The 23,759-nt window shown below is 68.6% G+C and carries 25 protein-coding genes and 1 pseudogene; 12 read left to right on the top strand and 14 right to left on the bottom strand.

The genetic code is table 11. The annotated features are described in order from the left end of the window. Window positions 1–2 precede the first annotated feature (2 nt). From ppdK to E2493_RS12770, 3 genes are all read right to left on the bottom strand, one after another. Window positions 3–2,690 (bottom strand): pyruvate, phosphate dikinase, encoded by a 2,688-nt coding sequence (ppdK, locus tag E2493_RS12780; RefSeq protein WP_135087368.1) that lies wholly within the window; start codon window positions 2,688–2,690, stop codon window positions 3–5. Window positions 2,691–2,771: 81 nt separating this feature from the next. Further along, window positions 2,772–4,898, bottom strand: coding sequence for a glycine--tRNA ligase subunit beta (gene glyS, locus E2493_RS12775; protein WP_135087443.1), 2,127 nt, complete (start codon window positions 4,896–4,898; stop codon window positions 2,772–2,774). Next, complete coding sequence (locus tag E2493_RS12770; RefSeq protein WP_135087366.1) at window positions 4,898–5,764, bottom strand: glycine--tRNA ligase subunit alpha; 867 nt, start codon at window positions 5,762–5,764, stop codon at window positions 4,898–4,900. The genes glyS and E2493_RS12770 overlap by 1 nt, the downstream gene beginning before the upstream one ends. Before the next feature lie 175 nt (window positions 5,765–5,939). Here E2493_RS12770 and E2493_RS12765 point away from each other — a divergent pair, with 175 nt between their 5' ends. The 6 genes from E2493_RS12765 (at window position 5,940) to E2493_RS12740 (ending at window position 10,454) form a co-directional block, all read left to right on the top strand. Further along, complete coding sequence (locus E2493_RS12765; protein ID WP_135087364.1) at window positions 5,940–6,851, top strand: TraB/GumN family protein; 912 nt, start codon at window positions 5,940–5,942, stop codon at window positions 6,849–6,851. Between the two features lie 133 nt (window positions 6,852–6,984). After that, the gene (locus tag E2493_RS12760; protein ID WP_135087362.1) at window positions 6,985–7,602 is read left to right on the top strand and encodes a 50S ribosomal protein L25/general stress protein Ctc; all 618 of its coding nucleotides are present in this window, start codon (window positions 6,985–6,987) and stop codon (window positions 7,600–7,602) included. Window positions 7,603–7,706: 104 nt separating this feature from the next. Beyond that, complete coding sequence (pth, locus tag E2493_RS12755; protein WP_135087441.1) at window positions 7,707–8,276, top strand: aminoacyl-tRNA hydrolase; 570 nt, start codon at window positions 7,707–7,709, stop codon at window positions 8,274–8,276. A gap of 110 nt (window positions 8,277–8,386) precedes the next feature. Further along, the gene (locus E2493_RS12750; RefSeq protein WP_135087360.1) at window positions 8,387–8,644 is read left to right on the top strand and encodes a hypothetical protein; all 258 of its coding nucleotides are present in this window, start codon (window positions 8,387–8,389) and stop codon (window positions 8,642–8,644) included. A gap of 156 nt (window positions 8,645–8,800) precedes the next feature. Next, on the top strand, window positions 8,801–9,901 hold the full coding sequence (gene ychF, locus E2493_RS12745; RefSeq protein WP_135087358.1) for a redox-regulated ATPase YchF: 1,101 nt from the start codon (window positions 8,801–8,803) through the stop codon (window positions 9,899–9,901). 58 nt (window positions 9,902–9,959) lie between these two features. Further along, a complete protein-coding gene (locus E2493_RS12740; RefSeq protein ID WP_135087356.1) occupies window positions 9,960–10,454 on the top strand; it encodes a MaoC family dehydratase in 495 nt (164 codons plus the stop codon). 97 nt (window positions 10,455–10,551) lie between these two features. Here E2493_RS12740 and E2493_RS21830 read toward each other — a convergent pair whose 3' ends face one another. The 4 genes from E2493_RS21830 to petA form a co-directional block, all read right to left on the bottom strand. Beyond that, the gene (locus E2493_RS21830; RefSeq protein WP_225421445.1) at window positions 10,552–11,298 is read right to left on the bottom strand and encodes a peptidase; all 747 of its coding nucleotides are present in this window, start codon (window positions 11,296–11,298) and stop codon (window positions 10,552–10,554) included. A gap of 225 nt (window positions 11,299–11,523) precedes the next feature. After that, window positions 11,524–12,459 (bottom strand): cytochrome c1, encoded by a 936-nt coding sequence (locus E2493_RS12730; RefSeq protein ID WP_135087355.1) that lies wholly within the window; start codon window positions 12,457–12,459, stop codon window positions 11,524–11,526. Between the two features lie 15 nt (window positions 12,460–12,474). Further along, window positions 12,475–13,779, bottom strand: coding sequence for a cytochrome b (locus tag E2493_RS12725; protein WP_135087353.1), 1,305 nt, complete (start codon window positions 13,777–13,779; stop codon window positions 12,475–12,477). Window position 13,780: 1 nt separating this feature from the next. Next, window positions 13,781–14,359: a ubiquinol-cytochrome c reductase iron-sulfur subunit gene (gene petA / locus E2493_RS12720; protein ID WP_135087351.1), complete on the bottom strand. Its 579-nt coding sequence runs from the start codon at window positions 14,357–14,359 to the stop codon at window positions 13,781–13,783. A gap of 209 nt (window positions 14,360–14,568) precedes the next feature. On the opposite strand from petA, the gene E2493_RS12715 reads away from it, so the two are divergent. The 3 genes from E2493_RS12715 to E2493_RS12705 are packed head-to-tail and all read left to right on the top strand — an operon-like array spanning window position 14,569 to window position 16,464. Continuing rightward, window positions 14,569–15,018 carry a tRNA (cytidine(34)-2'-O)-methyltransferase gene (locus E2493_RS12715; RefSeq protein WP_135087349.1) on the top strand — a complete coding sequence of 150 codons (450 nt, stop codon included), beginning with the start codon at window positions 14,569–14,571 and terminating at the stop codon, window positions 15,016–15,018. Next, window positions 15,015–15,857 (top strand): oxygen-dependent coproporphyrinogen oxidase, encoded by an 843-nt coding sequence (gene hemF / locus E2493_RS12710; protein WP_135087347.1) that lies wholly within the window; start codon window positions 15,015–15,017, stop codon window positions 15,855–15,857. The genes E2493_RS12715 and hemF overlap by 4 nt, the downstream gene beginning before the upstream one ends. A 31-nt stretch (window positions 15,858–15,888) precedes the next feature. Then, window positions 15,889–16,464, top strand: a complete 576-nt coding sequence (locus E2493_RS12705; RefSeq protein WP_135087345.1) for a GNAT family N-acetyltransferase — start codon at window positions 15,889–15,891, stop codon at window positions 16,462–16,464. On the opposite strand, the gene E2493_RS12700 is transcribed toward E2493_RS12705, so the two are convergent. After that, window positions 16,444–17,181, bottom strand: a complete 738-nt coding sequence (locus E2493_RS12700) for a YciC family protein (RefSeq protein ID WP_135087343.1) — start codon at window positions 17,179–17,181, stop codon at window positions 16,444–16,446. The two genes, E2493_RS12705 and E2493_RS12700, sit on opposite strands and share 21 nt — an antisense overlap. A 118-nt stretch (window positions 17,182–17,299) precedes the next feature. Here E2493_RS12700 and lipB point away from each other — a divergent pair, with 118 nt between their 5' ends. The 3 genes from lipB (at window position 17,300) to E2493_RS12685 (ending at window position 19,378) form a co-directional block, all read left to right on the top strand. Continuing rightward, complete coding sequence (gene lipB / locus E2493_RS12695; RefSeq protein ID WP_135087341.1) at window positions 17,300–17,989, top strand: lipoyl(octanoyl) transferase LipB; 690 nt, start codon at window positions 17,300–17,302, stop codon at window positions 17,987–17,989. An 88-nt stretch (window positions 17,990–18,077) separates the two neighbouring features. Beyond that, on the top strand, window positions 18,078–18,386 hold the full coding sequence (locus E2493_RS12690; RefSeq protein WP_135087339.1) for a hypothetical protein: 309 nt from the start codon (window positions 18,078–18,080) through the stop codon (window positions 18,384–18,386). Window positions 18,387–18,721: 335 nt separating this feature from the next. Then, window positions 18,722–19,378, top strand: a complete 657-nt coding sequence (locus tag E2493_RS12685) for a hypothetical protein (RefSeq protein ID WP_225421444.1) — start codon at window positions 18,722–18,724, stop codon at window positions 19,376–19,378. Between the two features lie 173 nt (window positions 19,379–19,551). On the opposite strand, the gene queE is transcribed toward E2493_RS12685, so the two are convergent. The 6 genes and pseudogenes from queE to E2493_RS21250 all read right to left on the bottom strand — a co-directional run. Next, window positions 19,552–20,193 (bottom strand): 7-carboxy-7-deazaguanine synthase, encoded by a 642-nt coding sequence (gene queE / locus E2493_RS12680; protein WP_135087337.1) that lies wholly within the window; start codon window positions 20,191–20,193, stop codon window positions 19,552–19,554. 10 nt (window positions 20,194–20,203) lie between these two features. After that, window positions 20,204–21,022, bottom strand: a complete 819-nt coding sequence (gene queC / locus E2493_RS12675; RefSeq protein WP_404828319.1) for a 7-cyano-7-deazaguanine synthase QueC — start codon at window positions 21,020–21,022, stop codon at window positions 20,204–20,206. A 176-nt stretch (window positions 21,023–21,198) separates the two neighbouring features. Then, the gene (locus E2493_RS12670) at window positions 21,199–21,609 is read right to left on the bottom strand and encodes a DUF3617 domain-containing protein (protein WP_135087333.1); all 411 of its coding nucleotides are present in this window, start codon (window positions 21,607–21,609) and stop codon (window positions 21,199–21,201) included. 60 nt (window positions 21,610–21,669) lie between these two features. After that, window positions 21,670–22,584 (bottom strand): Hsp33 family molecular chaperone HslO, encoded by a 915-nt coding sequence (gene hslO, locus E2493_RS12665; RefSeq protein WP_135087332.1) that lies wholly within the window; start codon window positions 22,582–22,584, stop codon window positions 21,670–21,672. Window positions 22,585–22,884: 300 nt separating this feature from the next. Next, complete coding sequence (locus tag E2493_RS12655; RefSeq protein ID WP_135087330.1) at window positions 22,885–23,334, bottom strand: endonuclease domain-containing protein; 450 nt, start codon at window positions 23,332–23,334, stop codon at window positions 22,885–22,887. Window positions 23,335–23,404: 70 nt separating this feature from the next. Further along, window positions 23,405–23,759, bottom strand: a pseudogene (locus E2493_RS21250) (hypothetical protein); the annotation flags it as partial.

The raw sequence follows: 23,759 nt of genomic DNA, 5'->3' as shown, positions 1-23,759 counted from the left end.
GCCTACAGGCCCAGCGCCTCGCGCGCCTGGCGGTGGCGGAGCGCGGCCTGGGCGGCCGCGAGGCGGGCGATCGGCACGCGGTATGGAGAGGCCGAGACATAGTCGAGGCCGGTCTTCTCGCAAAAAGCGATCGACGTCGGATCGCCGCCATGCTCGCCGCAGATGCCGAGCTTCAGGTCCTGCTTCACCGCCCGCCCGCGCTCGGCGGCGATCGAGATCAGCTGGCCGACCCCGTCCTCGTCGATGCTGACGAACGGATCGCGCTCGAAGATCCCCTTCTCGACATAGATGCCGAGGAAGCGCGCCGCATCGTCGCGGCTGACGCCGAGCGTGGTCTGGGTGAGGTCGTTGGTGCCGAAGCTGAAGAAATGCGCTTCCTCGGCGATCTGGTCGGCGAGCAGCGCCGCGCGCGGCAGCTCGATCATCGTGCCGACGCGATAGTCGAGCGTCCGCCCCGTCTCGGCAAAGACCGCTTCGGCGGTCCGCTCGATCAGCTTGCGGATGATGCCGAGCTCGGCCCTGGTGCCGACCAGAGGCACCATCACTTCCGGGATCGGCGCCTCGCCGGTCTCCGTCGCCACCCGCGCCGCCGCCTCGAAGATCGCGCGCGCCTGCATCTCGTAGATCTCGGGATAGGTGATGCCGAGCCGGCAGCCGCGATGCCCGAGCATCGGATTGAACTCGTGGAGCTCGCCCACCCGCCGCTTGATCGCCTCGGCGCTCGTTCCCGACGCGGCGGCGAGCTCGGCGAGCTCCGACTCGTTGTGCGGCAGGAATTCATGCAGCGGCGGGTCGAGCAGGCGGATGGTGACCGGCAAGCCGGCCATGATCCGGAAGATCTCCTCGAAGTCGCCCCGCTGCTCGGGCAGGAGGTTGGCCAGCGCCGCCCGGCGCCCGGCCTCGTCCTCGGCCAGGATCATCCGGCGCACGTTGGCGATCCGGCCGGCCTCGAAGAACATGTGCTCGGTGCGGCACAGGCCGATCCCCTCCGCGCCGAACTCGCGGGCGGTGCGGCAGTCGGCGGGCGTCTCCGCGTTGGTGCGCACCGCCAGGCGGCGGACCTTGTCGGCCCAGGCCATCAGCGTCCCGAAATCGCCGACCAGCTCGGGCTGGACGGTGGCGACCTCGCCGAGCATCACCTCGCCCGAGGCGCCGTCGATCGTGATCGTCTCGCCTTCGCGCACCTCCTGGCCACCGACCCGCATCAGCCGCCGGGCGTAATCGATCGAGACGCTGCCCGCACCGCTGACGCACGGCCGGCCCATGCCGCGCGCGACCACCGCAGCATGGCTGGTCATGCCGCCCCGGGCGGTCAGGATGCCCTCGGCGGCGTGCATGCCGTGGATGTCCTCGGGAGAGGTCTCGATGCGGACCAGGATCACCTTCTCGCCGAGGCCCGCGCGCTTCTCCGCCGTGTCGGCGTCGAACACCGCGGCGCCCGAGGCCGCGCCCGGCGAGGCGGGCAGCCCCTTGGCGATGACCTTGCGCTCGGCGGCCGGATCGAGCGTCGGGTGGAGCAACTGGTCGAGCGCCGCCGGATCGACGCGCAGGATCGCCTCCTCCTCGGAGATCAGCCCCTCGCCCGCCATGTCGACCGCGATGCGCAACGCCGCGCGCGCGGTGCGCTTGCCGGACCGGGTCTGCAGCATGAACAGTCGGCCGCGCTCCACCGTGAACTCGATGTCCTGCATGTCGCGATAATGCGCCTCGAGCAGGTCGAAGACGCGCGCCAGCTCGGCGAACACCTCCGGCATCGATTCCTCCATCGACACCGCCTTGGCTTTGGCCGCCTCGCGCGCGGCGCGGGTCAGATACTGGGGCGTGCGGATGCCGGCGACGACGTCCTCGCCCTGGGCATTGATCAGATACTCGCCGTAATAGGCCCGCTCGCCGGTCGAAGGATCGCGGGTGAAGGCCACTCCGGTGGCCGAGGTCTCGCCCATGTTGCCGAACACCATCGCCTGGACGTTGACGGCGGTGCCCCAGTCGCCCGGAATGGCGTTCAGCCGCCGGTAGACCTTGGCGCGCTCCGACTGCCACGATCCGAACACGGCGCCGATCGCGCCCCACAATTGCTCGTGCACGTCCTGCGGGAACGGCCGGCCTAGCTCCTCCTCGACCAGCTCCTTGTAGCGCCCGGTCAGCCGCCGCCAGTCCTCCGCCTCAAGCTCGGTGTCGAGATGGACGCCGCGATCCTCCTTGGCGATCTCCAGCGCCTCCTCGAAGCGGCCGTGGTCGAGGCCCAGCACCACGTCCGAATACATCTGGATGAAGCGGCGGTAGCTGTCCCAGGCGAAGCGCGGGTCGCCGGCGCTGGCGGCGAGACCCTCGACCGTCGCGTCGTTGAGACCGAGGTTCAGCACCGTGTCCATCATGCCGGGCATCGACACGCGCGCGCCCGAGCGGACCGAGACGAGCAGAGGATCGGCGGCATCGCCGAACGTCTTGCCGGTGATCCCCTCGATATGGGCGAGGCCGTTCGCCACCTCGTCGCGCAGGCTGTCGGGGAAGCTCTCGCCTTCCTCGTAATAGCGCGTGCACATCTCGGTCGAGATGGTGAAGCCGGGAGGCACGGGCAGGCCGATCGCGGCCATCTCGGCAAGGTTGGCGCCCTTGCCGCCGAGCAGGTTCTTGTCACCCTTGCCGCCGTCGGAGACTCCGCCCCCGAAGCGGTACACGTAATGCGCCATTCCCTGCCTTCCTGTCTTACGGATCTTCCTGGTAGAAGCTCCGGTGATCAAAGCGGTTCCAGGCGCGACAGGTTCGTGCCGTCAGCCCTCGACCTTCGAGAAGTCGGCGACCTCGTGGACCGCGTCCCGCATCCGGGCGAGCAGATCGAGCCGCGCCTCGCGCTTCACCGGATCGGCGTCGTTGACGGTGACCTTGTCGAAGAAGGCGTCGACCGGCCCGCGCAGGCTGGCGAGCGCCGCCATCGCTCCTTCGAAATCCTCGGCCTCCACCGCGGCGCGCGCCTGCGGCTCGGCGGCGTCGAGCGCGTGGATCAGCGCCGCTTCCTCGGGCTCGGGCTCGTAGGGGAGCGGGTGGCGCTGGTTGAACGCCGCCACCGCCTCGGCGAGCTGCGGATCGTCGACGAGGACGAGCGGGTCCTCCTCCCCGGTCTGCGGGATCGACTCGTTCTCCCGGTTGGCCATCGCCCGCGAGGCCGCGCCCCAGCCTTCCTTCTTGAGGATGTTGGCGGCGCGCTTGTAGCCGGCGAGGAGATCTTTCCCCTCCCCTGTCTCGACGAACGCCTGCAGCGCGCGGACGCGGGCAAGCAGCCGGACGAGATCGTCCTCGCCGCCGAGGGCGAACACCGCGTCGATCAGGTCGTGCCGCACCCCCGCCTCCCGCTGCTGCACCTTCAGCCGGTCGGCGAAGAAGGCCATCAGCTCGTCCACGTCCCCGCCGGACTCGGCGAGCGCGAGCGCCTCGCGCAGGCGCAGCCGCGTTCCGTTGGCCAGGGTCGTCTGGATGATGGTGAGGGCGGCGCGGCGGAGGGCGAACGGATCCTTGGAGCCGGTCGGCCGGATGCCCCTGGCGAAGAAGGCGGTCAGCGTGTCGATCCGGTCGGCCAGCGCGACGCAGGCCGGGATGCAGCCCTCCACCGCCGGCAGATATTGCTGCTTGAGCGCCGAGACGGTGCCCGGCTTTTCGCCCGCCGCCTCGGCATAATAGCCGCCCATCACGCCCTGAAGCTCGGGGAACTCGCCCACCATCGCGGTGGCGAGATCGGCCTTGGCGAGGATTCCGGCACGGCGCGCGGTCTCCGGATCCCGATCGGGAAACCAGCGGGTGCAGATCGCCGCCGCGAGCGCGCCAATCCGGTCGGCCTTGGCGCGCAGGCTGCCCATGCCCTCGTAGAACAGCATGTCGTCGAGCCTGGGCAGGAAGGCGTCGAGCGGCGCCTTCAGATCCTGCTCCCAGAAGAACTTGGCGTCGGACAGGCGGGCGGCGAGCACCTTCTGATTGCCCTCGACGATCGCCCTGCCGCCGTCGTTGGCGTCGATGTTGGCGGTGCAGACGAAGCTCGGCGCCAGCCGTCCGTCCGCGTCGGTGCAGGCGAAATATTTCTGGTTGGTGCGCATGGTGAGCTGAATCACCTCGCGCGGCACCGCGAGGAAGGCGGGATCGAAATGGCCCAGCAGGGGCACCGGCCATTCGGTGAGGCCGGCATTCTCGACCAGCAGCCCCTCGTCCTCGACCAGGGTGAGGCCGGCCGCCGCGGCCGCGGCGCGCGCGCCCTCGTCGATGATCCGGCGCCGCTCGGCCGGATCGACGATCACGTGGCAGGCACGCAGCTTCTCGGCATAATCGTTGGCGCTGCCGATGGTGATGATGCCGGGATGGTGGAAGCGGTGGCCGACCGTGGCCGCGCCCGAGCGCACCCCGGCCACCTCGCAGGCGACGATCTCCTCGCCGAGCAGGGCGACGATGCCCTGCAGCGGCCGCACCCAGCGCAGGCTCTCGTTCGACGCGGACGCTACGCCCCAGCGCATAGACTTGGGCCAGGGAAAGGCGCGAACGATCGCCGGGATCGCCTCGGCGAGCACCGCGCCGGTCGCGCGGCCCGGCCTGTCGATCACCGCGAACAGCACGCCGTCGCGATCGACCAGTTGCTCGCGGGTCAGGCCGGTCTTGCGCAGGAAGCCTTCCAGCGCCTGCGGCGGCGCGCTCGCCCGCGGGCCCTTCAGCTCCTCCTGCACGGCGGCGGTCTCGAGCGGCAGGCCGCGCGCGATCAGGGCCAGCCGGCGCGGCGTCGCGAAGGTCTCGATCGCCTCAGCCTTCAGCCCGGCCGCGGCGAGCTGCTCGCCGAGCAGGCGCGCGAGATCGGCCGAGGCCTTGGCCTGCATCCGGGCCGGGATCTCCTCGGAGAGGAGCTCGAGCAGGAAATCGGCCATCACGCCGCCCATCCGTTCTTTTCCATCCACGCCTGGCAGGCGCCCTTCGCGAGGTCGCGCACCCGGCCGATATAGGCCTGGCGCTCGGCCACCGAGATCACGCCGCGGGCCTGGAGCGTGTTGAAGATATGGCTGGCCTTGATCGCCTCGTCATAGGCCGGCAGCGGCAGCTTCGCCTCGATGCAGCGCGCGCTCTCCTCCGCCGCGTCCTTGAACCAGCGGAACAGGGTCTCGGTGTTGGCGACCTCGAAATTGTAGGCGCTGAACTGGCGCTCGTTCTCGAGGAAGACGTCGCCATAAGTGACGCCTTCGTCGTTGAAGGCGAGATCGTAGACGTTGTCGACGCCCTGGATGTACATCGCCAGCCGCTCGAGCCCGTAGGTGAGCTCGCCGGCGACCGGCTTGCAGTCGTAGCCGCCGACCTGCTGGAAATAGGTGAACTGGGTCACCTCCATGCCGTCGCACCAGACTTCCCAGCCGAGCCCCCAGGCGCCGAGCGTCGGGCTCTCCCAATCGTCCTCGACGAAGCGGATGTCGTGCTTGCCGGTGTCGATCCCGATCGCCGACAGCGAGCCGAGGTACAGCGCCTGCAGATCGGGCGGGCTCGGCTTCAGGATCACCTGATATTGGTAATAATGCTGCAGCCGGTTCGGATTCTCGCCGTACCGCCCGTCGGTCGGGCGCCGGCACGGCTGGACATAGGCGGCCTTCCACGGATTGGGGCCGAGCGCGCGCAGCGCCGTCGCCGGGTGGAACGTGCCCGCGCCCATCTGCAGGTCGTAGGGCTGCAGGATCAGGCAGCCCTGGCGGCTCCAGTAATCGTGGAGGGTGAGGATGAGCGACTGGAAGCTGGGAGGCTTGTCCACGGCGATCTGCTTCGCACCTGCAACAAAGGAAGGATGTCTCGCTCTGGCGCAACCCCTGCGGCCGGTCAAGGGAAGCGGCCGCGATTGACCCGAGGGGGCGCGGCGGGCACAAGCCGGCAAGCCGGAGCCGGGACCGCCATGTCCTTGTTTCCGGCGCGGATCTCGAAGGACGACCATGCTGAAAGCGATCAAGACCGGTTTGTTGGGCGGCATCGCCGTCGCGCTGGCGCTGTCCGGCTGCGCATCGGCGCCGGTGGCGGAGAGCAATGCCGCGCCGGGCGCCGCCCGGCCGGCGATGTGGAAGCTCGCCGACGAGGATACGACGATCTATCTGTTCGGCACCTTCCACCTCCTCCCGCCCGAGCTTCAGTGGCGGACGGCGGCGTTCGACACCGCCCTCGCCACCGCGGACGAGCTGGTGTTCGAGATCGCGAACCTGGACGATCAGGCGGCGGCCGCCTCGGCGATGACCAGGCTCGGCCTCTCGTCCGGCCTTCCGCCGCTGCGCGAGCGCGTGCCGGAGGAGAAGCGCGCCGCGCTCGACGCGATGGTCAAGGACAGCGGCATTCCCGCGGCGGCGCTCGACCGGTTCGAGACCTGGGCGGCCGCGCTCGCCCTGGTCAGCGTCACCTTCAAGCAGCTCGGCGTCAGCGGCGAGGCCGGCGTCGAGAAGTCGCTGGGCGCCGGCTACAAGGCCAGCGGCAAGCCGGTCCTCGGCCTCGAGACGATCGAGCAGCAGCTCGGCCTGTTCGATCGCCTGCCGGAGGAGGCGCAGCGCACCTTCCTGGTCGGCGTGCTCGAATCCCCCGAGGACCTGCGCGAGCAGTTCCGCAAGATGCTCGACGCCTGGTCGCGCGGCGACGAGGCCGGCATCGCTGCCACCTTCGACGAGGACGCCAAGCTGTCGCCGACGCTGCGCCAGGCCCTGCTCACCGATCGCAACGCCCGCTGGGCCGAATGGCTCGACGCGCGGATGGACCGTCCCGGCACCGTCTTCGTGGCGGTCGGCGCGGGCCATCTCGCCGGGCGGGATTCGGTGCAGTCGATGCTCAGGAGCAAGGGCCTGAAGGCGAAGCGCATCCAGTAAGCCGGCGCGCCGGCAGGAAAGACCCTGATCTTGCCTTCCGGCCGCGCCTTCGCTACAGGCGCCGCTCCCCCGTTCATGGTCATCCCTGGAGGCGTGAGCGCGGGCGTTTGAACATCCACTTGGAGACATGCACATGAGCGAGCAGCTTACGCTGTCGGCCGAGACGCGCGAACGGGCGGGCAAGGGAGCCTCCCGTGCAATGCGTCGCGAAGGCCGCGTCCCGGCCGTGATCTACGGCCAGAATCAGGATCCGACCCAGATCCACGTCGAGGAAAAGGCCCTCGTGAAGGCGCTTTCGGGCGGCCACTTCATGAACTCGGTCGTGATGATCGACGTCGGCGGCGAGACCACCCGCACCCTGCCGAAGGACGTCCAGTTCCACCCGGTCACCGACCGGCCGCTGCATGTCGATTTCTTCCGCATCGGCGAGCACAGCACCGTCACCGTCCAGGTGCCGATCCGCTTCGCCGGCGAAGAGAATTGCAAGGGCATCAAGCGCGGCGGCATGCTGAACGCCGTTCGCCACGAGATCGAGCTCGTCTGCGACGCCGCCGAGATCCCCGATGAGGTCGTCGTCGATCTCGCCGGCTTCGACATCGGCGATTCGATCCACATCAGCCAGGTCACGCTGCCCAAGGGCACCAGCGCCGCGATTACCGACCGCGACTTCACCGTCGCGACGATCTCGGGCACCTCGGCCGGCGAATCCGCCGCCGACGCGGGCAGCGACGAGGGCTCGGCGGAGGGCTGATGTCCTTGCTGAGACGGCTCGGCGCCTTCTTCCTCCCGCGGGAGGTGGAGGTGCCGGGCCAGCCTCTCGAGGCGCCCGACGCGAACGACTGGGATTTCGAACCCGTGCAGATCTGGGTCGGCCTCGGCAATCCGGGCGCGCAATATGCGATGCACCGGCACAATGTCGGCTTCATGGCGGTCGACGCCATTGCCGAGATCTGGAATTTCGAGCCGCCCAAGAAGGCCTTCCAGGGCTGGACCCAGCAGGGCCGGATCGGCACCAGCCGCATCCTCCTGCTCAAGCCCGCCACCTTCATGAACGAGAGCGGCCGCGCGATCCGCGCCGCGATGGACTTCTTCAAGCGCGACACGGGCGATGTCACCGTCTTCCACGACGAGCTCGATCTCGCCCCGTTCAAGGTCAAGGTGAAGACCGGCGGCGGCACCGCCGGCCATAACGGGCTGCGCTCCGCCGACGCCCATGTCGGCAACGATTTCCGCCGGGTGCGGATCGGCATCGGCCACCCGGGCCACAAGGACCGGGTCACCGGCCATGTCCTCGGCAATTACGCCAAGGCGGAGACCGACCGCCTCGCCGACATGCTGGGCGCGATCGCCGCCGAGGCGGAGTGGCTGGCGAGAGGCGACGACGCCCGCTTCATGAGCGAAATTGCCCTGCGCCTGCAGGATTGAGGCGGCTTCGGCGCGTCCGTCGCAGCATCGGACGCTTTCGTCGAACGGAAATGCTGGCGCTCGAGACTTGCTTTAGGTTACAGGCGAATCGGGAACTGTGGGGAATTTCAATGCGCTATCTCGCTCTCATCACTCTGCTTGCCATCGCCGCGCCCGCCGCGGCCGAGGAGTCGGCCGCGCCGGCCAAGACCAAGAAGGAAAAGAAGGTCTGCCGCCGCGACGTCAACACCGAGACGATCATCCCCAAGTCGATCTGCCGGACCCGCTCCGAGTGGACCCAGATCGACGCCGCCAAGCAGAAGCAGGCCCAGCGCGATACCGAGGCGATGGGCAATCGCGGCAGCGGCGGCGGAATGTCGCGCGAGTAATCGCCGCATCGCGCGCCTGCCCTTCGGCATGCGCGCCTCTTTTCTGAGCGACCTTGTCCCCGGCGCGCGCGGCGGCACGCCCGCGCCGGCTGGCGCAGCGCGGCCGGAGCCGTTATCGGCGTCGCCGAACGGTTTTGACGGAAGGTCGGAAAGTAGATGGGTTTTCGTTGCGGTATCGTCGGGCTCCCCAATGTGGGCAAGTCCACCCTGTTCAACGCGCTGACCGAGACGGCGGCGGCCCAGGCAGCGAACTACCCCTTCTGCACGATCGAGCCCAACGTCGGCCGCGTCGCCGTGCCGGATCCGCGCCTGCAGGAGATCGCGCGCGTCGCCAAATCGGCCAGCATCATCGAGACCCAGCTCGAGTTCGTCGACATCGCCGGCCTGGTGCGCGGTGCCTCCAAGGGTGAGGGCCTCGGCAACCAGTTCCTCGGTAACATCCGCGAGGTCGACGCGATCGTCCACGTGCTGAGGTGCTTCGAGGGCGGCGACGTCACCCATGTCGAGGGCCGGGTCGATCCGATCGCCGATGCCGAGACGGTCGAGACCGAGCTGATGCTCTCCGATCTCGAGAGCCTCGAAAAGCGGGTGCCGAACCTCGTCAAGAAGGCGCAGCAGGGCGACAAGGAGGCGAAGATCCAGGCATCGGTGCTCGGCCAGGCGCTCGATCTGCTTCGCCAGTCGAAGCCGGCGCGGCTCACCGAGCCGAAGGACGAGGAGGAGCGCAAGGCGCTGGAGCGGGCGCAATTGCTCACCGCCAAGCCGATCCTCTACGTCTGCAACGTCGACGAGGGCGATGCCGCGTCGGGCAACGCCCACAGCGCCCGCGTGTTCGAGAAGGCGGCCGCGGAAGGCGCCGCAGCGGTGATCGTCTCGGCGGCGATCGAGGCCGAGATCGTCACCATGGCGCCGGAGGACCGCGGCGAGTTCCTCTCCGACCTCGGCCTCGAGGAGACCGGCCTGTCGCGCGTCATCCGCGCCGGCTACGAGCTCCTCCATCTGATCACCTTCTTCACCGCGGGGCCGAAGGAAGCCCGCGCCTGGACGGTCGAGACGGGCTCCAAGGCGCCGCAGGCCGCCGGCGTCATCCACTCCGATTTCGAACGCGGCTTCATCCGCGCCGAGACGATCGCCTATCCCGATTTCGTGCAGTTCGGCGGCGAGGCCGGGGCCCGCGAGGCGGGCAAGCTGCGCTCCGAAGGCAAGGAATATGTCGTCCAGGACGGCGACGTGATGCTGTTCCGCTTCAACGTCTGACGCGAGGGGCGGGGCCGTACGCCCTGCCCTCCGCCAGCCACGGCTACCGGAGATGCCGATGACCGACGCTGCCTCGCCGCCCGCAGGCCCGATCTATCTCGATGACCTCGCGGTCGGCCAGGAGACCTATTTCGGCAGCTGCCAGGTCAGCCGGGACGAGGTGATCGCCTTCGCCGAGCGCTACGATCCCCAGCCCTTCCACCTCTCCGACGAGGCGGCGGCGAAGACCCATTTCGGCCGCCTCGCGGCGAGTGGCTGGCACACCTGCGCGATGACCATGGGCGTGATCGCGCGCCACGTCGTGGCGACCGGGCAAGCCGGGCTCGGCTCGCCCGGGATCGACGAATTGCGCTGGCTGAAGCCGGTCTATCCCGGCGACACGCTCCACGTCTCGGCCACGATCGTCGAGGTGCGGCCGTCGCGCAGCAAGCCGGAGATCGGCTCGTTCCGATCGGGCACGGTCGTCACCAACCAGGACGGCGTCCCCGTCCTCACCTTCACCTCGATCGTGCTGATGCGCCGGCGCCCGGCAGGCGAACAGCGCGAAGCATAAGCCCAGGCCGGCTCCGGCCGCGCCCCGCACCGGACGCGCCGATCGCGCCCGGCCTCAGCCCCTCCGCGGCTTTGCGAAGGGGCTGGAATGGCTCCTCTCAATCGTCGCTACGGTCGCGGCGGCCGGAGCGCCAGCTGCCGCGGCTCTGGCCGGTCGTTCCGCTGGTCGCGCCCTGGCGGCGGCCGCTGCCCCAGGACTGGGTCCCCTGCCCGCTGCGCCGCTCCTGCCAGTTCTGGCGGTTCTGCCAGTTCTGCTGGCCCTGGCCGCTGCGCCGGCCCTGCCAGTTCCCCTGGCCCTGACGGCCCTGCCGCCCCTGCCAATTGCCCTGGCCCTGTTGGCCCTGACGGCCCTGCCAATTGCCCTGCCCACCTTGGCGGTTCTGCCAGTTCCAGTTCTGGTCGCCCTGGCGGCGCTGGCGGTATTGCCAATTGTCATTGCCCTGGCGGCCGCTCCACTGGCGCCCGTCGCGGCCGCGATAGCCGTCCCAGCGCTCCCATTGGCGATCGTTCCAGTCGCGCCCGCCCCAGCGGCCGCGGCGGCCTTCCCAATAGCGGCGCTGGTCGTCGTTCCAGCGGTAGCGCCGGCCGGAGCGGTCGTAGATGTAGAAGCCGATGCCCGGGTAATAATAATCGTTGTACCAGCCGTACCAGGGATCGCCGTAATAGCCGCGCGAATAGCCGCCGCGGTAGCAATCGTCCCAATAGGGGTCGCAATAGCCGGCGCTGCCGTAGCCGACGGACACGCCGCCATAGCCATAGCCGTAATCGTCATAGGTGCTGCAGGCGCCGAGGCCGGCAGCCCCCGCAAGGACGAGCATGGCGGCGCGAAGACGGGGAACGAACATGGCGACTCTCCCGAACGGTCTCTGGTCAAGCGGACAGGGTCTGCCCGCCGGCTTGAACCGCGGGTGAACCGTTAACCCGCTGTAAACGGGAGAGGATCGGAGAAGTTCCTGGGGCGGAACGAACGCCTCGCGAGGTCGCCGAACGAACAGGGGCCGGCCGCTTGCGCGACCGGCCCCCGATCCTGGCCGAGCTCTCCTCCCGCGCTGCGGGAGGAGAGCGATCGATCATTGTTGGATGCCCGCCTCGCGGCTCGCCTCATGGCTCTTGGCGAGGTTGACCGGGTCGAGCGGCCCGCTGGCGCGCACCTTCCGCTTCGCCGAGTGCCAGACGTTCTGGTAGGCGAGATAGGAAAGCACCGTCGCGAACAGCAGGAAGATCAGCGTCGCGAGGCCCGCGCGGTGGCGGTTCTCGAGCCGCGGCTCCGCCGTCCAGGTCAGGAAGGCCGAGACGTCCTTCGCCATCTGGTCGCGGGTCGCGGCCGTGCCGTCGGCATAGGTGACCTGGCCGTCCGACTGGATCGGCGGCGGCATCGCGATGTTGAGGTTGGCGAAATAGGGGTTGAAATGGAGCCCCTGGCCCGGACGGACCTCGGTCGGAACCGGCTCGCCCTCCTTGTTGCGATAGGTCGCGGGATCCCGGTAGCCGAGCAGCAGCGAGTGAACGTAGGACGCCCCGCCGTGCCGCGCCTTGGTGATCAGCGACAGGTCCGGCGGCAGCGCATTGTTGTTCGCCGCCCGCGCCGCGACCTCGTTGGGGTACGGGCTCGGGAAATGATCGGCCGGAGTCGCCTTGCGGGTCGAAGCCTCGCCGGTCTTCGGGTCGATGTCGGGAACCTCGATCTGCCACTGATTGGCGATCGCCTTCACTTCCGCCTCGCCGTAGCCGATTTCCTCGAGGTTGCGGAAGGCAACGTAGGACAGGCCGTGGCAGGCCGCGCAGACCTCCTTGTAGACCTGGAAGCCGCGCTGGAGCTGCTGCCGGTCATAGGTGCCGAACGGACCGTCGAACGAATAGGACGCGTGCTCGGGCTGGAGGTGGAACTGGTGCTCCACGCTCTCTTCCCGCGGCTGCGTGGCAAAAGCGTAGACGCCGTTGCCGAGGGACCAGCCGGCCACGACGACGAAGCCGAGGCCGACCAGAAAGGCAATGAGACGAACCATGACGCTTCTTTCCCCTTATTCCGCGGCCGCGGGACGCATCCCGCCGAGATCGGCCGGCGCCGCTTCCTTGTCCTCGCCGTGCAGCACCGATTCCGAGATGGAATTGGGCAGCGGCAGCGTGCGCTCGACCGCGGAGACGATCGGCAGGATGATCAGGAAGTGCGCGAAATAGTAGATGGTCGCCAGCTGGCTGATCATCACGAACGGCTCTTCGGCCGGCTTGCCGCCGACATAGCCCAGGACGAGCAGGTCGAGCATCAGGATCCAGAAGAACTGGCGGAAGCGCGGGCGGTAATTGCCCGAGCGGACCGGCGAACGATCGATCCACGGCAGGAAGAAGAGCAGCAGGATCGCGGCGAACATCGCGATGACGCCCCACAGCTTCGCCGGCAGGATGAAGTCCACCGTGAAGGCGCGCAGGATCGCGTAGAACGGCCAGAAATACCATTCCGGAACGATGTGCGCGGGGGTCGAGAGCGGGTTGGCCGGGATGTAATTGTCGGCATGGCCCAGATAGTTCGGCGCGAAGAAGGTGACGAGCGCGAACAGGATCAGGAACACGCCCAGGCCGAAGCCGTCCTTCGCCGTGTAATAGGGATGGAACGGCACCGTGTCCTGCGCCGACTTGACGTCGACGCCGGTCGGGTTGCCCGAGCCCGGGATGTGCAGCGCCCAGATGTGGAGCACGATCACGCCCGCGATCACGAACGGCAGCAGGTAATGGAGCGAGAAGAAGCGGTTCAGCGTCGGCTGGTCCGGGGCAAAGCCGCCGAGCAGCCATTGCTGCACCGGCTCGCCGACGAAGGGAATCGCGCCGAACAGGCCGGTGATCACCTTCGCGCCCCAGAAGCTCATCTGGCCCCAGGGAAGGACGTAGCCCATGAACGCCGTCGCCATCATCAGCAGCAGGATGACGAGGCCGAGCATCCAGACCAGCTCGCGCGGCGCCTTGTACGATCCGTAATAGAGGCCGCGGAAGATGTGGATGTAGGTAACGATGAAGAAGAAGCTCGCGCCGTTGGCATGGGCGTAGCGCAGCAGCCAGCCCTGGTTGACGTCGCGCATGATGTGCTCGACCGACTGGAAGGCCTGGCCGCCGTACGGAACGTAGTGCATCGCCAGGATGATGCCGGTGACGATCTGGATCGTCAGGGCGACGCCGGCGAGCACGCCGAAATTCCAGAAATAGTTGAGGTTGCGCGGCACCGGATAGCCGCCGCCGATCGCGCCGTAGACCAGGCGGGGAAGCGGCAGGCGCTGGTCGATCCAGCGGGTCAGACCGTTCTTGGGTTGATAGGGCTCAGCCCAGGGGAAGCTCATCTTATGCCACCTCGCCGACGGTGATCACGGTATCGGACGCGAACTTGTAGTCCGGGACCTCGAGATTCTTGGGGGCCGGGCCTTTGCGGATGCGGCCGGCCGTATCGTAATGCGAACCGTGGCACGGGCAGAAATAGCCGCCGTACGCGCCGCGGTTCTCGCCTTCCGCCGCACCCAGCGGCACGCAGCCGAGGTGGGTGCAGACGCCCATCGTGACGAGCCACTCGGCCTTGCCCGGCTGGGTGCGCTCGGCCAGCGTCTGCGGATCGCGCAGGTCGCCGGTCGGCACCGCATTCGCCGCCTGGATCTCGGCCGGCGTCAGGTGCCGGACGAACAGGGGCTGCTTGCGGAAGATCGTCTTGATCGCCTGCCCGGGCTGGATCTGCGAGACGTCGACCTCAATCGAGGCGAGCGCCAGCACGTCGGCCGACGGGTTCATCTGGTTGATGAGCGGATAGAGGGTGGCGACGGCGCCGACCCCCGCGAAGCTCACCGCGGCGATATTGATGAAGTCCCGGCGCCGCATGCCGTCGTCGGGAGCAGCCGCCAGCGTCCCATCGCTATGTTCAACCGTCGCCATAAAATCCTTCAGCGGTTCGAACCTGGATATGCCAATGGCCGCCTCGGCCGGAAGGGCCGGAAGGCGGCTTTCACACGCACGCCGCGTCGGAGGGCGGAAATGCCCCGCTTCCGCGGCTTGGCGGGCCTGATAGACGGGTGGACGGCGCTTTGCCAACTGCCATTTTGAACCCGCTGTGAATGCGCAAAACCCCTGAGTAGAAGAGGGCCATGCGAATTGCGCTCTATCAACCCGATCAGGCCGGCAATGTCGGCACGATCCTGCGCCTCGGCGCCTGCCTCGCGACGCCGATCGACATCGTCGAGCCCTGCGGTTTTCCCTTCTCGGATCGCGCGCTGAAGCGCGCCGGAATGGACTATGCGGAGATCGCCGCGATGCGCCGCCACGCCTCGTGGGACGCGTTCGCCGCAGCCGCGCCGGGCCGGCTCGTCCTCTTCACCACACGCGGCGCCACTCCCCTCCCCGCCGCGCGGTTCGAGGCCGAGGACGTGCTGCTGTTCGGATCGGAGAGCGGCGGGGTGCCGGACGCGGTGCATGCGGCCGCCGCTCTGCGCGTGCGCATTCCCCAGGCGGGCGGGACACGCTCCTTGAATCTCGCGGTCGCCGCGGGCATCGGCCTCTCCGAAGCGTTGAGACAGACGAACGGATATCCGCAATGATCGAGCTGGACGAAGAGCAGAAGGCCGCCCGCCATTGGTTCGAGTCGCTGCGCGACCGGATCTGCGCAGAATTCGAGGCGATCGAGCGCGAGGCGGGCAGCGACGCCGCCTTCGATTACACCCCCTGGGATCGCGCCGACGATGCCGGCGCGCCCGGCGGCGGTGGCGTCCGCGGCCTGATGAAGGGACGGGTGTTCGAAAAGGTCGGAGTCAACGTCTCGACCGTCGGCGGCAGCTTCAACCCGGAATTCGCCCGCACCATCCACGGCGCCGCCGAGGATCCGCGCTTCTTCGCGACCGGGATCAGCCTCGTCGCGCACATGGCCAATCCGCACGTGCCGGCCGTGCACATGAACACGCGCTTCCTCGCCACCACGAAGCGCTGGTTCGGCGGCGGCGCCGATCTCAACCCGCCGATTCCCTATGAGGAGGATACGGACGAGTTCCACGCCCGGCTGCGCGCCGCCTGCGCGGCGCACGACCAGACCTTCTACGAGCGCTTCCGCAAATGGGCGGACGATTATTTCTACATCCCGCACCGCGGCGTCCATCGCGGCGTCGGCGGCATCTTCTACGATCATCTCGAGGGCCCGTTCGACCAGACCTTCGCCTTCACCCGCGACGTCGGCGAGGCGTTTCTCGACATCTTCCCGCGGCTGGTGCGCCGGCGCATGGACACGCCGTTCGGCGAGGCCGACAAGGCCCGGCAGCTCGCCTGGCGCGGCCGCTACGCCGAGTTCAACCTGATCTACGATCGCGGCACCTTGTTCGGGCTCAAGACCGGCGGCAACGTCGACGCCATCCTGATGAGCCTGCCGCCGGTCGCGACATGGGGCTGAGGCGGCGCCCCGCGGCCGCGGCGCCCCGCTGATGCTGGCCGACATCCCTGCCGGCCATCTCGGCGCCGTCGTCACCTTCCTGGAGATGACCGAACGCCCGACGCCGCGCCCGCTGCCGCCGTCGCCGTTCCGGCTGGAGCGCTGGACCACGCCCGATCCGGCGTGCTACCGGACGCTGTTCGCCCGGGTCGGCGGCCGCTGGCTCTGGTACTCGCGGCTGCTGATGGACGACGAGACGCTGCGCGCCAGCATCGCCGAAGTCTGGGCGGTGACCGACCGCGGCATCGAGATCGGCATGATCGAGCTCGATTTCCGCGCGCCGGGCGAATGCCTGATCCGCTTCCTCGGCCTGGTCCCGGAGCTTGCCGGCAAGGGCCACGGCAAATGGCTGTTCGCCCAGGTCCTGGCGCTGGCCTGGCGGCCGGGCGTGCGGCGGGTGCACGTCAACACCTGCAGCCTCGACCATCCGGCCGCCCTCCCCGCTTACGTGCGTGCCGGGTTCAGGCCCTACAAGCGGGCCTTCGAGAGCTTTCCGGACCCGCGGCGCGCGGGCATCCTGCCCCGCGACGCCGCGCCCCAGATCCCTTTACTGGAAGACCTCGGCTGAGGTCGGCTCGGCGAGGCGGCGGTAGATCGCGGCGTAGAGCAGGACCAGCAGAGTGGTGAACGCCGCCGCCGTGATCGCGCCGACGATGAGGGTCAGGAAGCCGCCGATCTTCTGGCCGGCGATCAGCAGCAGCACCAGTCCGATCAGGTTGTTGGCGACCACCATCACGATCACGCCCGCGATCGCGACGATCAGCACCAGCCCGGCCACCGCCCAGCCCTTGCCGGCGGTGATCTGGAAAGAACGCCGCAGCGCGTCGATCGGGTTGCGCCGCTCCTCCGCGACGATCACCGGGCCGACCGGGGTCAGGCGGCCGAGCAGGTAGATGCCGGGGATGATGAACAGCAGCAGGCCGAGGCCGACCGTGATGTTCGAGAGGATCGCCGCGACGAAATAGGTCGGCACCAGCGGCAGCGAGGCCGCGATCACCGCGCCCACGGTGCTCGTCTGGCGCGGGAAGATCAGCCGCAGGATCGCGATCGTGCCGATCATGTTGACCAGGGTCTCGAGCAGCACCCACGGCCAGGCGAATTGCACATAGGCGCGCATCGCCTCCATCAACTGGTCCACAGTCTGCGCCTGCGGTTGCGGCAGCAGCGCGGCGGTCAGGAGGCCGGGCAGGAAGATGAACACGCCGGCCAGGGCGACGATCAGCGATCCGTGCGAGCGGAACAGCTGGACCGCATCGTCCCATACCGCGCTGTAAGAGAATTTCATGCAGGCCCTCCCTGTTGCTCCCGCGGGTTCGATCGGGCCGCCATAGAGCCTGTTCCGCCGCCGTGGAAGCGCGCGCGTACCCTTGCACCGCGCGCCGCGCTGGTGAAGAGGCGGGGCGATGGAGACGAGGCAGGACGACAGCGGCCCGGCGGACGCCGCCGGTATCGAATGGCGGGTGAGCCCCGGGCTCGTGCCCTACCCGCAGGCGCTCGCCGAGATGGAGCGCCGCGCCGCCGCGATCCGCGCCGGCGAGGCGGGGGAGCTCGTCTGGCTGCTCGAGCATCCGCCCCTGTTCACCGCCGGGACCAGCGCCGATCCCGCCGAGCTGTTCAACCCCCAGGGTTTCCCGGTCTACGAGGCCGGCCGCGGCGGCCGCTACACCTATCACGGCCCGGGCCAGCGCGTCGGCTACGTGCTGCTCGATCTGGATCGGCGCGGTCGCGACGTCAGGGCCTATGTCCATGCCCTCGAAGGCTGGATCATCGACGCGCTCGCCGCCTTCGGCGTCGCGGCGCACCGCGCGCCGGGGCGGATCGGCATCTGGACGGACCGCAACGGGGTCGAGGCCAAGATCGGCGCGATCGGCGTTCGGGTGCGCCGCTGGGTGACGCTGCACGGTTTTTCGGTGAACATCTCCCCCGAACTTTCCCACTTCTCAGGGATAGTGCCGTGCGGTATTGCCGACTTCCCAGTGACCAGCCTCGGCGAAATGGGAGTGTCTACCGGGCTCGAACATTTCGATCTGGCATTGCGGCAGGGGCTCTACCGTTTCCTTGTCTCTCTCGAGGGGAGAGCCGAGAAGGCTTGAGAGCCTGTTCCTTTCCGTTTAATGTGCGCAACTGATTTGGCAAAAAAGGGGCCACCCCGACCAAATCGTCAACTAGGGAGTTTCTGGAATGCGTGACCTCTTCAAGAAAGTGATGACCGGTTCGATGGTTGCCGGTGCGGCCCTCCTCGTCGCGGCCTGCGGCGGCGGCGAATCCGCTGCCGAGAACAACACCGCCGGCAACATCACCGACGAAGGCCTGATGAACACCGGTGACATGACCGGCGTGGACGCGGCCAACGCGGTCGACGCGAACCTCGGCATGGACGCCAACATGACGGGCACCACCGACATGAACATGTCGACCACCACGACCAACACCACGGTCGAGACCAACACCAGCACCGACGCTGGCACCGGCAACACCACCGGCATGTAATTGCCGGCTGGCAACAGCCATTCGGGAAGGGCCGTCCGGGCGACCGGGCGGCCCTTTTCATTTGGCCGCGCCTTTGCGTTCGGCGCCACGGCGGGGGCGGGATCGTTCAGGCTGCGATCAGCCGCCGGCGGCGATCCTCGCCTCGTCCCCGAAAGCGATCGCGATTCAGTGCCTTGGAGACGCGCGACGCGCTTCCACTGACGACGATGAGGCTCTAGGGGTGAAGCGTGCCGGTTGCGGGACGGAGCCTGTGCGCTCCGGCTGGTCCGCGGGCGGCACGCTGCTAGATTTTTGCGAAGCCGGTGCAGCCGGCCGGTGCCAGCGGGAGCGGATCGATGAGCATGAGGAAGTATTGCGTACGTTCGGTGCTGGCCGCCGGCCTGCTGGCGGCAGTGTCGCCGGCCCTTTCCCAGCTCTATTTCACCGAGCAGAATTTCAAGCCCGGCCCGATCGAGGGCAGCGATCCCCTGGTCGGCCTGCCGATCCCCGGCGCGACGCCGGCCGAATATCGCGCCCATCTGCTCTGGAACATGCGCGCCGGCCTCAACGTCGCTGCGCTGCAATGCCAGTTCTCGCCCTATCTGCGCTCGGTCCAGAACTACAACGGCATCCTCGCCCATCATTCGGCCGAGCTGGCGAGCGCCTATTCGACGCTGAACGGCTATTTCAAGCGGGTCCACGGCGCCCGCGGCCAGAAGCAGTTCGACGATTACACGACGATCACCTACAACAATTTCTCGACCCTGCAGGCGCAGATGGGCTTCTGCCAGGTCGCCAGCGACATCGCCAAGGAGGCGCTCGCCGCGCCCAAGGGCGGCCTCTACGCCGTCGGCCAGCGCCGCATGCGCGAGCTGCGCAACGCGCTGGTTCCGGTCCAGGAAGCGGCGATGGCCTACAATCCCTACAGCATTACCGTCCCCACGCTGCCGCCGCTCCGCGACGATTGCTGGGACAAGAAGGGCCAGCTCAAATCGAAATGCGCCCCGCGCTGACCCGCCGCTAAATCGGGGACACAATACTAATTTCGCGCCTGCCCGGGCGCCGGCGCGGCGGCGCTACGCTAAATCGGGGACACAATACTAATTTCGCGCCTGCCCGGGCGCCGGCGCGGCGGCGCTAAATCGGGGACACGATATCAATTACGCGTCCCGTCCCGCCGCGCCCCTCAGGGCAGACCGAGCATCTTGTGGGTCTGCAGCGTCAGCCGCCAGCGCGGATGCGCCATCACATAGGCGATCGCCGCCGCGCGGCTCGCCGCCGCGTCGGGGCCGTCGAGCGGCTGGATCAGGAAATGATCGAAATCCCAGCCGAGCAGGGCCTCGGGGTCGATCCCCGCCTGCGGCCAGACCAGCTTCAGCTCGTCGCCCGCCCGCTGCACCACCTCGGTGCCCGCCTTGGGGCTGACGCAGATCCAGTCGATCCCCTCGGCCGCGGCCAGGGTGCCGTTGCTCTCCATCGCGATCTCGAAGCCGCGGCCGTGGAGCGCCGCGATCAGCGCCGCGTCGAGCTGCAGCATCGGCTCGCCGCCGGTCACCACCACCAGCCGGCGCGCATCGCCGGCAAGGTCGCCGTCCTCCCACAGCGCCGCCACCGTTCCGGCCAGCGCCTCGGCCTCGTAGCGCCCGCCGTTCTCGCCGTCGGTGCCGACGAAATCGGTATCGCAGAAAGTGCACGCCGCCCGCGAGCGGTCCTGCTCGCGGCCCGACCACAAATTGCAGCCGGCGAAACGCAGGAAGACGGCACGCCGGCCGGCCTGCATCCCCTCCCCCTGCAGGGTCAGGAAGATCTCCTTCACCGCATAGGCCATCGCGCGATCCTCAGGGCCGCGCGGCGTAAAGCGTCGGATCGGCGAGGCCCGCTTCCTCGAAGCCCCTGGCGCGCAGCCGGCAGCTGTCGCACAGGCCGCAATGCGCGAACGCGTCCGTGGCACCGGCGAGCTGGAGCGACCCGGCGGCAGCCGGCGTCGCCACCGGATCGTAGCAGGACCAGCTGATCCCCGCGTCGAGGCCGAGCCGCGCCGCCTCGCGGGCGATGTCGGCCTTGGTCATGTGCTGGAGCGGTGCGTGGATCCGGAAGCCCTGGCCCTCGGCCCCGGCCTTGGTGCCCAGCGACGCGAGCTTCTCGAAGCCGGCGATGAACTCCGGCCGGCAATCGGGATAGCCCGAATAATCGAGCGCGTTGACGCCGATGAACAGGTCCTGGGCGCCGGCCGCCTCGGCCCAGCCGAGCGCCAGCGACAGGAAGATCGTGTTGCGCGCCGGCACGTAGGTCACCGGCACCGCCGCTTCGTCCACCCCGTTTTTGGGCACGGCAATGTCGGCGGTGAGCGCGGAGCCGCCGAAAGCGGTGAGATCGAGCGGCAGGACGATGTGGCGCTCGGCGCCGAGCGCGTCGGCGACGCGGGCCGCGGCCTCGAGCTCGATCCGGTGGCGCTGGCCATAATCCACGGTCAGCGCGAGCAGGGCGAAGCCGTCCTCGCGGGCGCGGGCGGCGGACACCATCGAGTCGAGGCCGCCGGAGACCAGGGCGACGGCTTTGCGGGGAGAGATCATGGCGCGGCCCCCTACAGCATCGTGCGCGGCAGTGGGACCCGCTTTCGCGCCGCGACGGTGCACGAAACGAGCCCGGCGGCGCACGGCGCGAGTCGTTCGGGGCACAGAGCCCGGAAAAGAACGGGCCGCCCGGTGAGGGGCGGCCCAGTTAGGCTGTTAAGCCTGCTAGGGAGGAAAGCGTGCCCGCAATCGGCACAAGACATCCTATAGCAAGAACAGGGTAAACGGCGGGTTAACAGGCGGCGAGGAAAAGTCGCCGTTCAGCACCGTCCGGCGCGTTTCGCTTCGAACCGTCGCGAAAAAGGCCGGCCGTTGTTGAGTCCCTGGGTCTCGATGCGGATCAACCGCGGAGTCTCGACTCGGACATGGGTGTGGCCGAAGCCGCGGCCGGAGCAGCTATACTGGACGGTCGCCGCTCCGCTGGCGCTCGCGACCACCTCGCTCGGGCAGGATGCGCCGGCATGCTCGAGCTGGATCAGCTGGGCCGGATCACCGAGGCAGAGCGCCGGCCGCGTCTCGCCCGAGTCGAGGTCGCGCACTTCCCAGCGGCCCCTCTCGAGCCCGGCGAGCGCGGCGATATCGGCCGATGCGGCGGCGAGAGCCGGCCCGGCAAGAACCGCTCCCGTCAGCAGCAGCGCCCGTCCGCGCGCCGAGATCCAACCCAAGGCCATGCCGTCATCATAGCACCAAATCGGAGCGAAGGGGAGTTGTTGCGCTGCAGCAACGTTCGCTCATTCCTTGAAGTCGTCGAGCGAGATCGGGAATACGCGGGAGCAGAATTCGCAATCGACGCTGATGAAGCCGTCCTCGTCGACCATGTCGGCCCGCTCGGCGGCGGCGAAGCGGCCGATCACCGAGCGGATATAGTCGAAATTGCAGCGGCAGCCCTTGGCGAGCGGCACCGCGTTGAGGACGCGCGTGTCCTCCTCGTGGAACAGGCGCCACAGCGCCCCTTCCAGCGGAAGCTCCGGATCGGTGAGCTCGTGCCCCTTGATCGTCTCGGCGAGGATCCGGACATGCTCCCATTCGGGATCGTCGAGCCGCGTGTGGAGCCGGTCCCGCCCCTCCTCGCCTTCGGGAAGGTGCTGGACGAGAATTCCGCCGGCGACATGGCCGGTGTCGTTGACCGCGAGGCGGATCACGCTCGGCAGCTGCTCGGACTGGATGAAGTAATTCTGCGCCGCCTCGGCGAGCGAGCTGCCCTCGAGCGGGACGATGCCCTGGTAGCGCTCCTCCGATGCGGGATGGTCGAAGGTGATCGCCAGATAGCCCTTGCCGAACAGGGCGAAGAGGTCGCGGTGGCTGGGCAGCTGCGACAGCCGCTCGTGGTCGAAGCGGACATAGCCTCTCAGCTCGCCGTCCTTATAATCGACGACGAGCAGGTCGATGATGCCGGCCTCGGTCTGCGCCTGGATGGTGAGCTGGCCCTCCTCCTCCTTGAGCAGCGAGCCGAGCAGCGCGGCGAGCACCAGCGCCTCGGAGAGGATGCGGGCGATCGGCGCCGGATAATCGTGCGCGGAGAGGATCACGTCGAGCAGCGGCCCGAGCCGCACGATCCGCCCGCGCGCATTGCGGCCGGGGATGGTGAAGCCGATCGCTTCGTCGAGATTGGCCGTCGCGGCCGGGCGATGCAGGGGAGAGGTCATGGCGGCGATGTGGCGAACGCGGCGGGCGCGTTCAATATCCAATCGGATCGCTGGGCAGCGCCTGAACCGCGGCCATCGCCCTTCGGAACAGAGGCCAGCCACGGCCGGGGCATGCTCCCCCCTCGAGGGGGAGGGCTTCACTCCGCGTACCCGGAGCGGACGCGCCGCTTACGCCGCCGCCGGTACCTCGTATCGCCGCGCCGCTTCGGAGAGTCTCTCGACGAACTCGGCGACGTGGGCGTCCTCGGTCACCAGCGGCGGCAGCACCCGCATCACATTGTCGCCGGCGGCGACGGTCTTCTATTCCTTCTCCCCTCCAGCCCTTGCTGGAGGGGCCGGGGGTGGCCCTTCTTCTTCCTCTCTGCGCCTGCGAGATGGACGGGACCCGACGAAGCGGAACTGCTCTCCCGGCGGCAAACGTGGATCGCCACGTGCAATGATGTCGGCGACCACGCCGTCGGCGTCCGCCAGCACATCGTTGTTCCAGTAACGCAGGACGCGCCAGCCGCTCGCGACGAGATTCGTCGTGCGACGGCTGTCGTAGCGGTTCTCGGCATGCTGCCCGCCGTCGACCTCGACCACTATTCGCGCGCGGCGGCAGGCGAAGTCCGCGACGTAGGGACCAAGCGGGTACTGCCGGGTGAAGCGCGGACGGAGTTTACCCAGGATGCGCCAGAGTGCCCGCTCGGCATCGCTTGCGTTTCGCCGCAGAGTGCGTGCGAAATCCGTCTGGCTAAGACGATCGTCCACCCCGGCATTCTAACCGCCAGGGGTGCGGGAATGAACAGGGCCACTGTCCAGCGGATGGGTGGGTGACACTTTAGACCGGATAGATGGGTGACAGATTTGGAGACTGGGTGTGCCCGCGCGCGGGCACACCCAGTCTTCGAAGACGCTTCTGCCGGAGGTCCAGCACGGCCAGGGGTGTATCGAAAAAGCGCATGCGCAACTCGCCATCGGCGGTTTCTTCGATCGCGACCACCTCGCCGATCAGGGCTTCGGACACGTAGATCAGACCGCCTGGCCATCGTATTTCGCCGCTCGAGCGTACCCGTCGCACAATGGCCTCACGCGGATAGTCTGGCTCGGCAAGCTGCTCCGGCAGCTGACGCGAGGACGGCGTGTAGTGCTGCGCCGGAGGCGTCTGGCCGAGCGCCTCATGCGGTCGTTCGTGG

The sequence above is a fragment of the Sphingomonas parva (ex Maeng et al. 2020) genome (genome assembly GCF_004564275.1).
Classification (GTDB): Bacteria; Pseudomonadota; Alphaproteobacteria; order Sphingomonadales; family Sphingomonadaceae; genus Allosphingosinicella; species Allosphingosinicella parva.
Note: the sequence above shows the minus strand (reverse complement) of the source record. Positions and strands in the feature narration are given on the sequence as shown.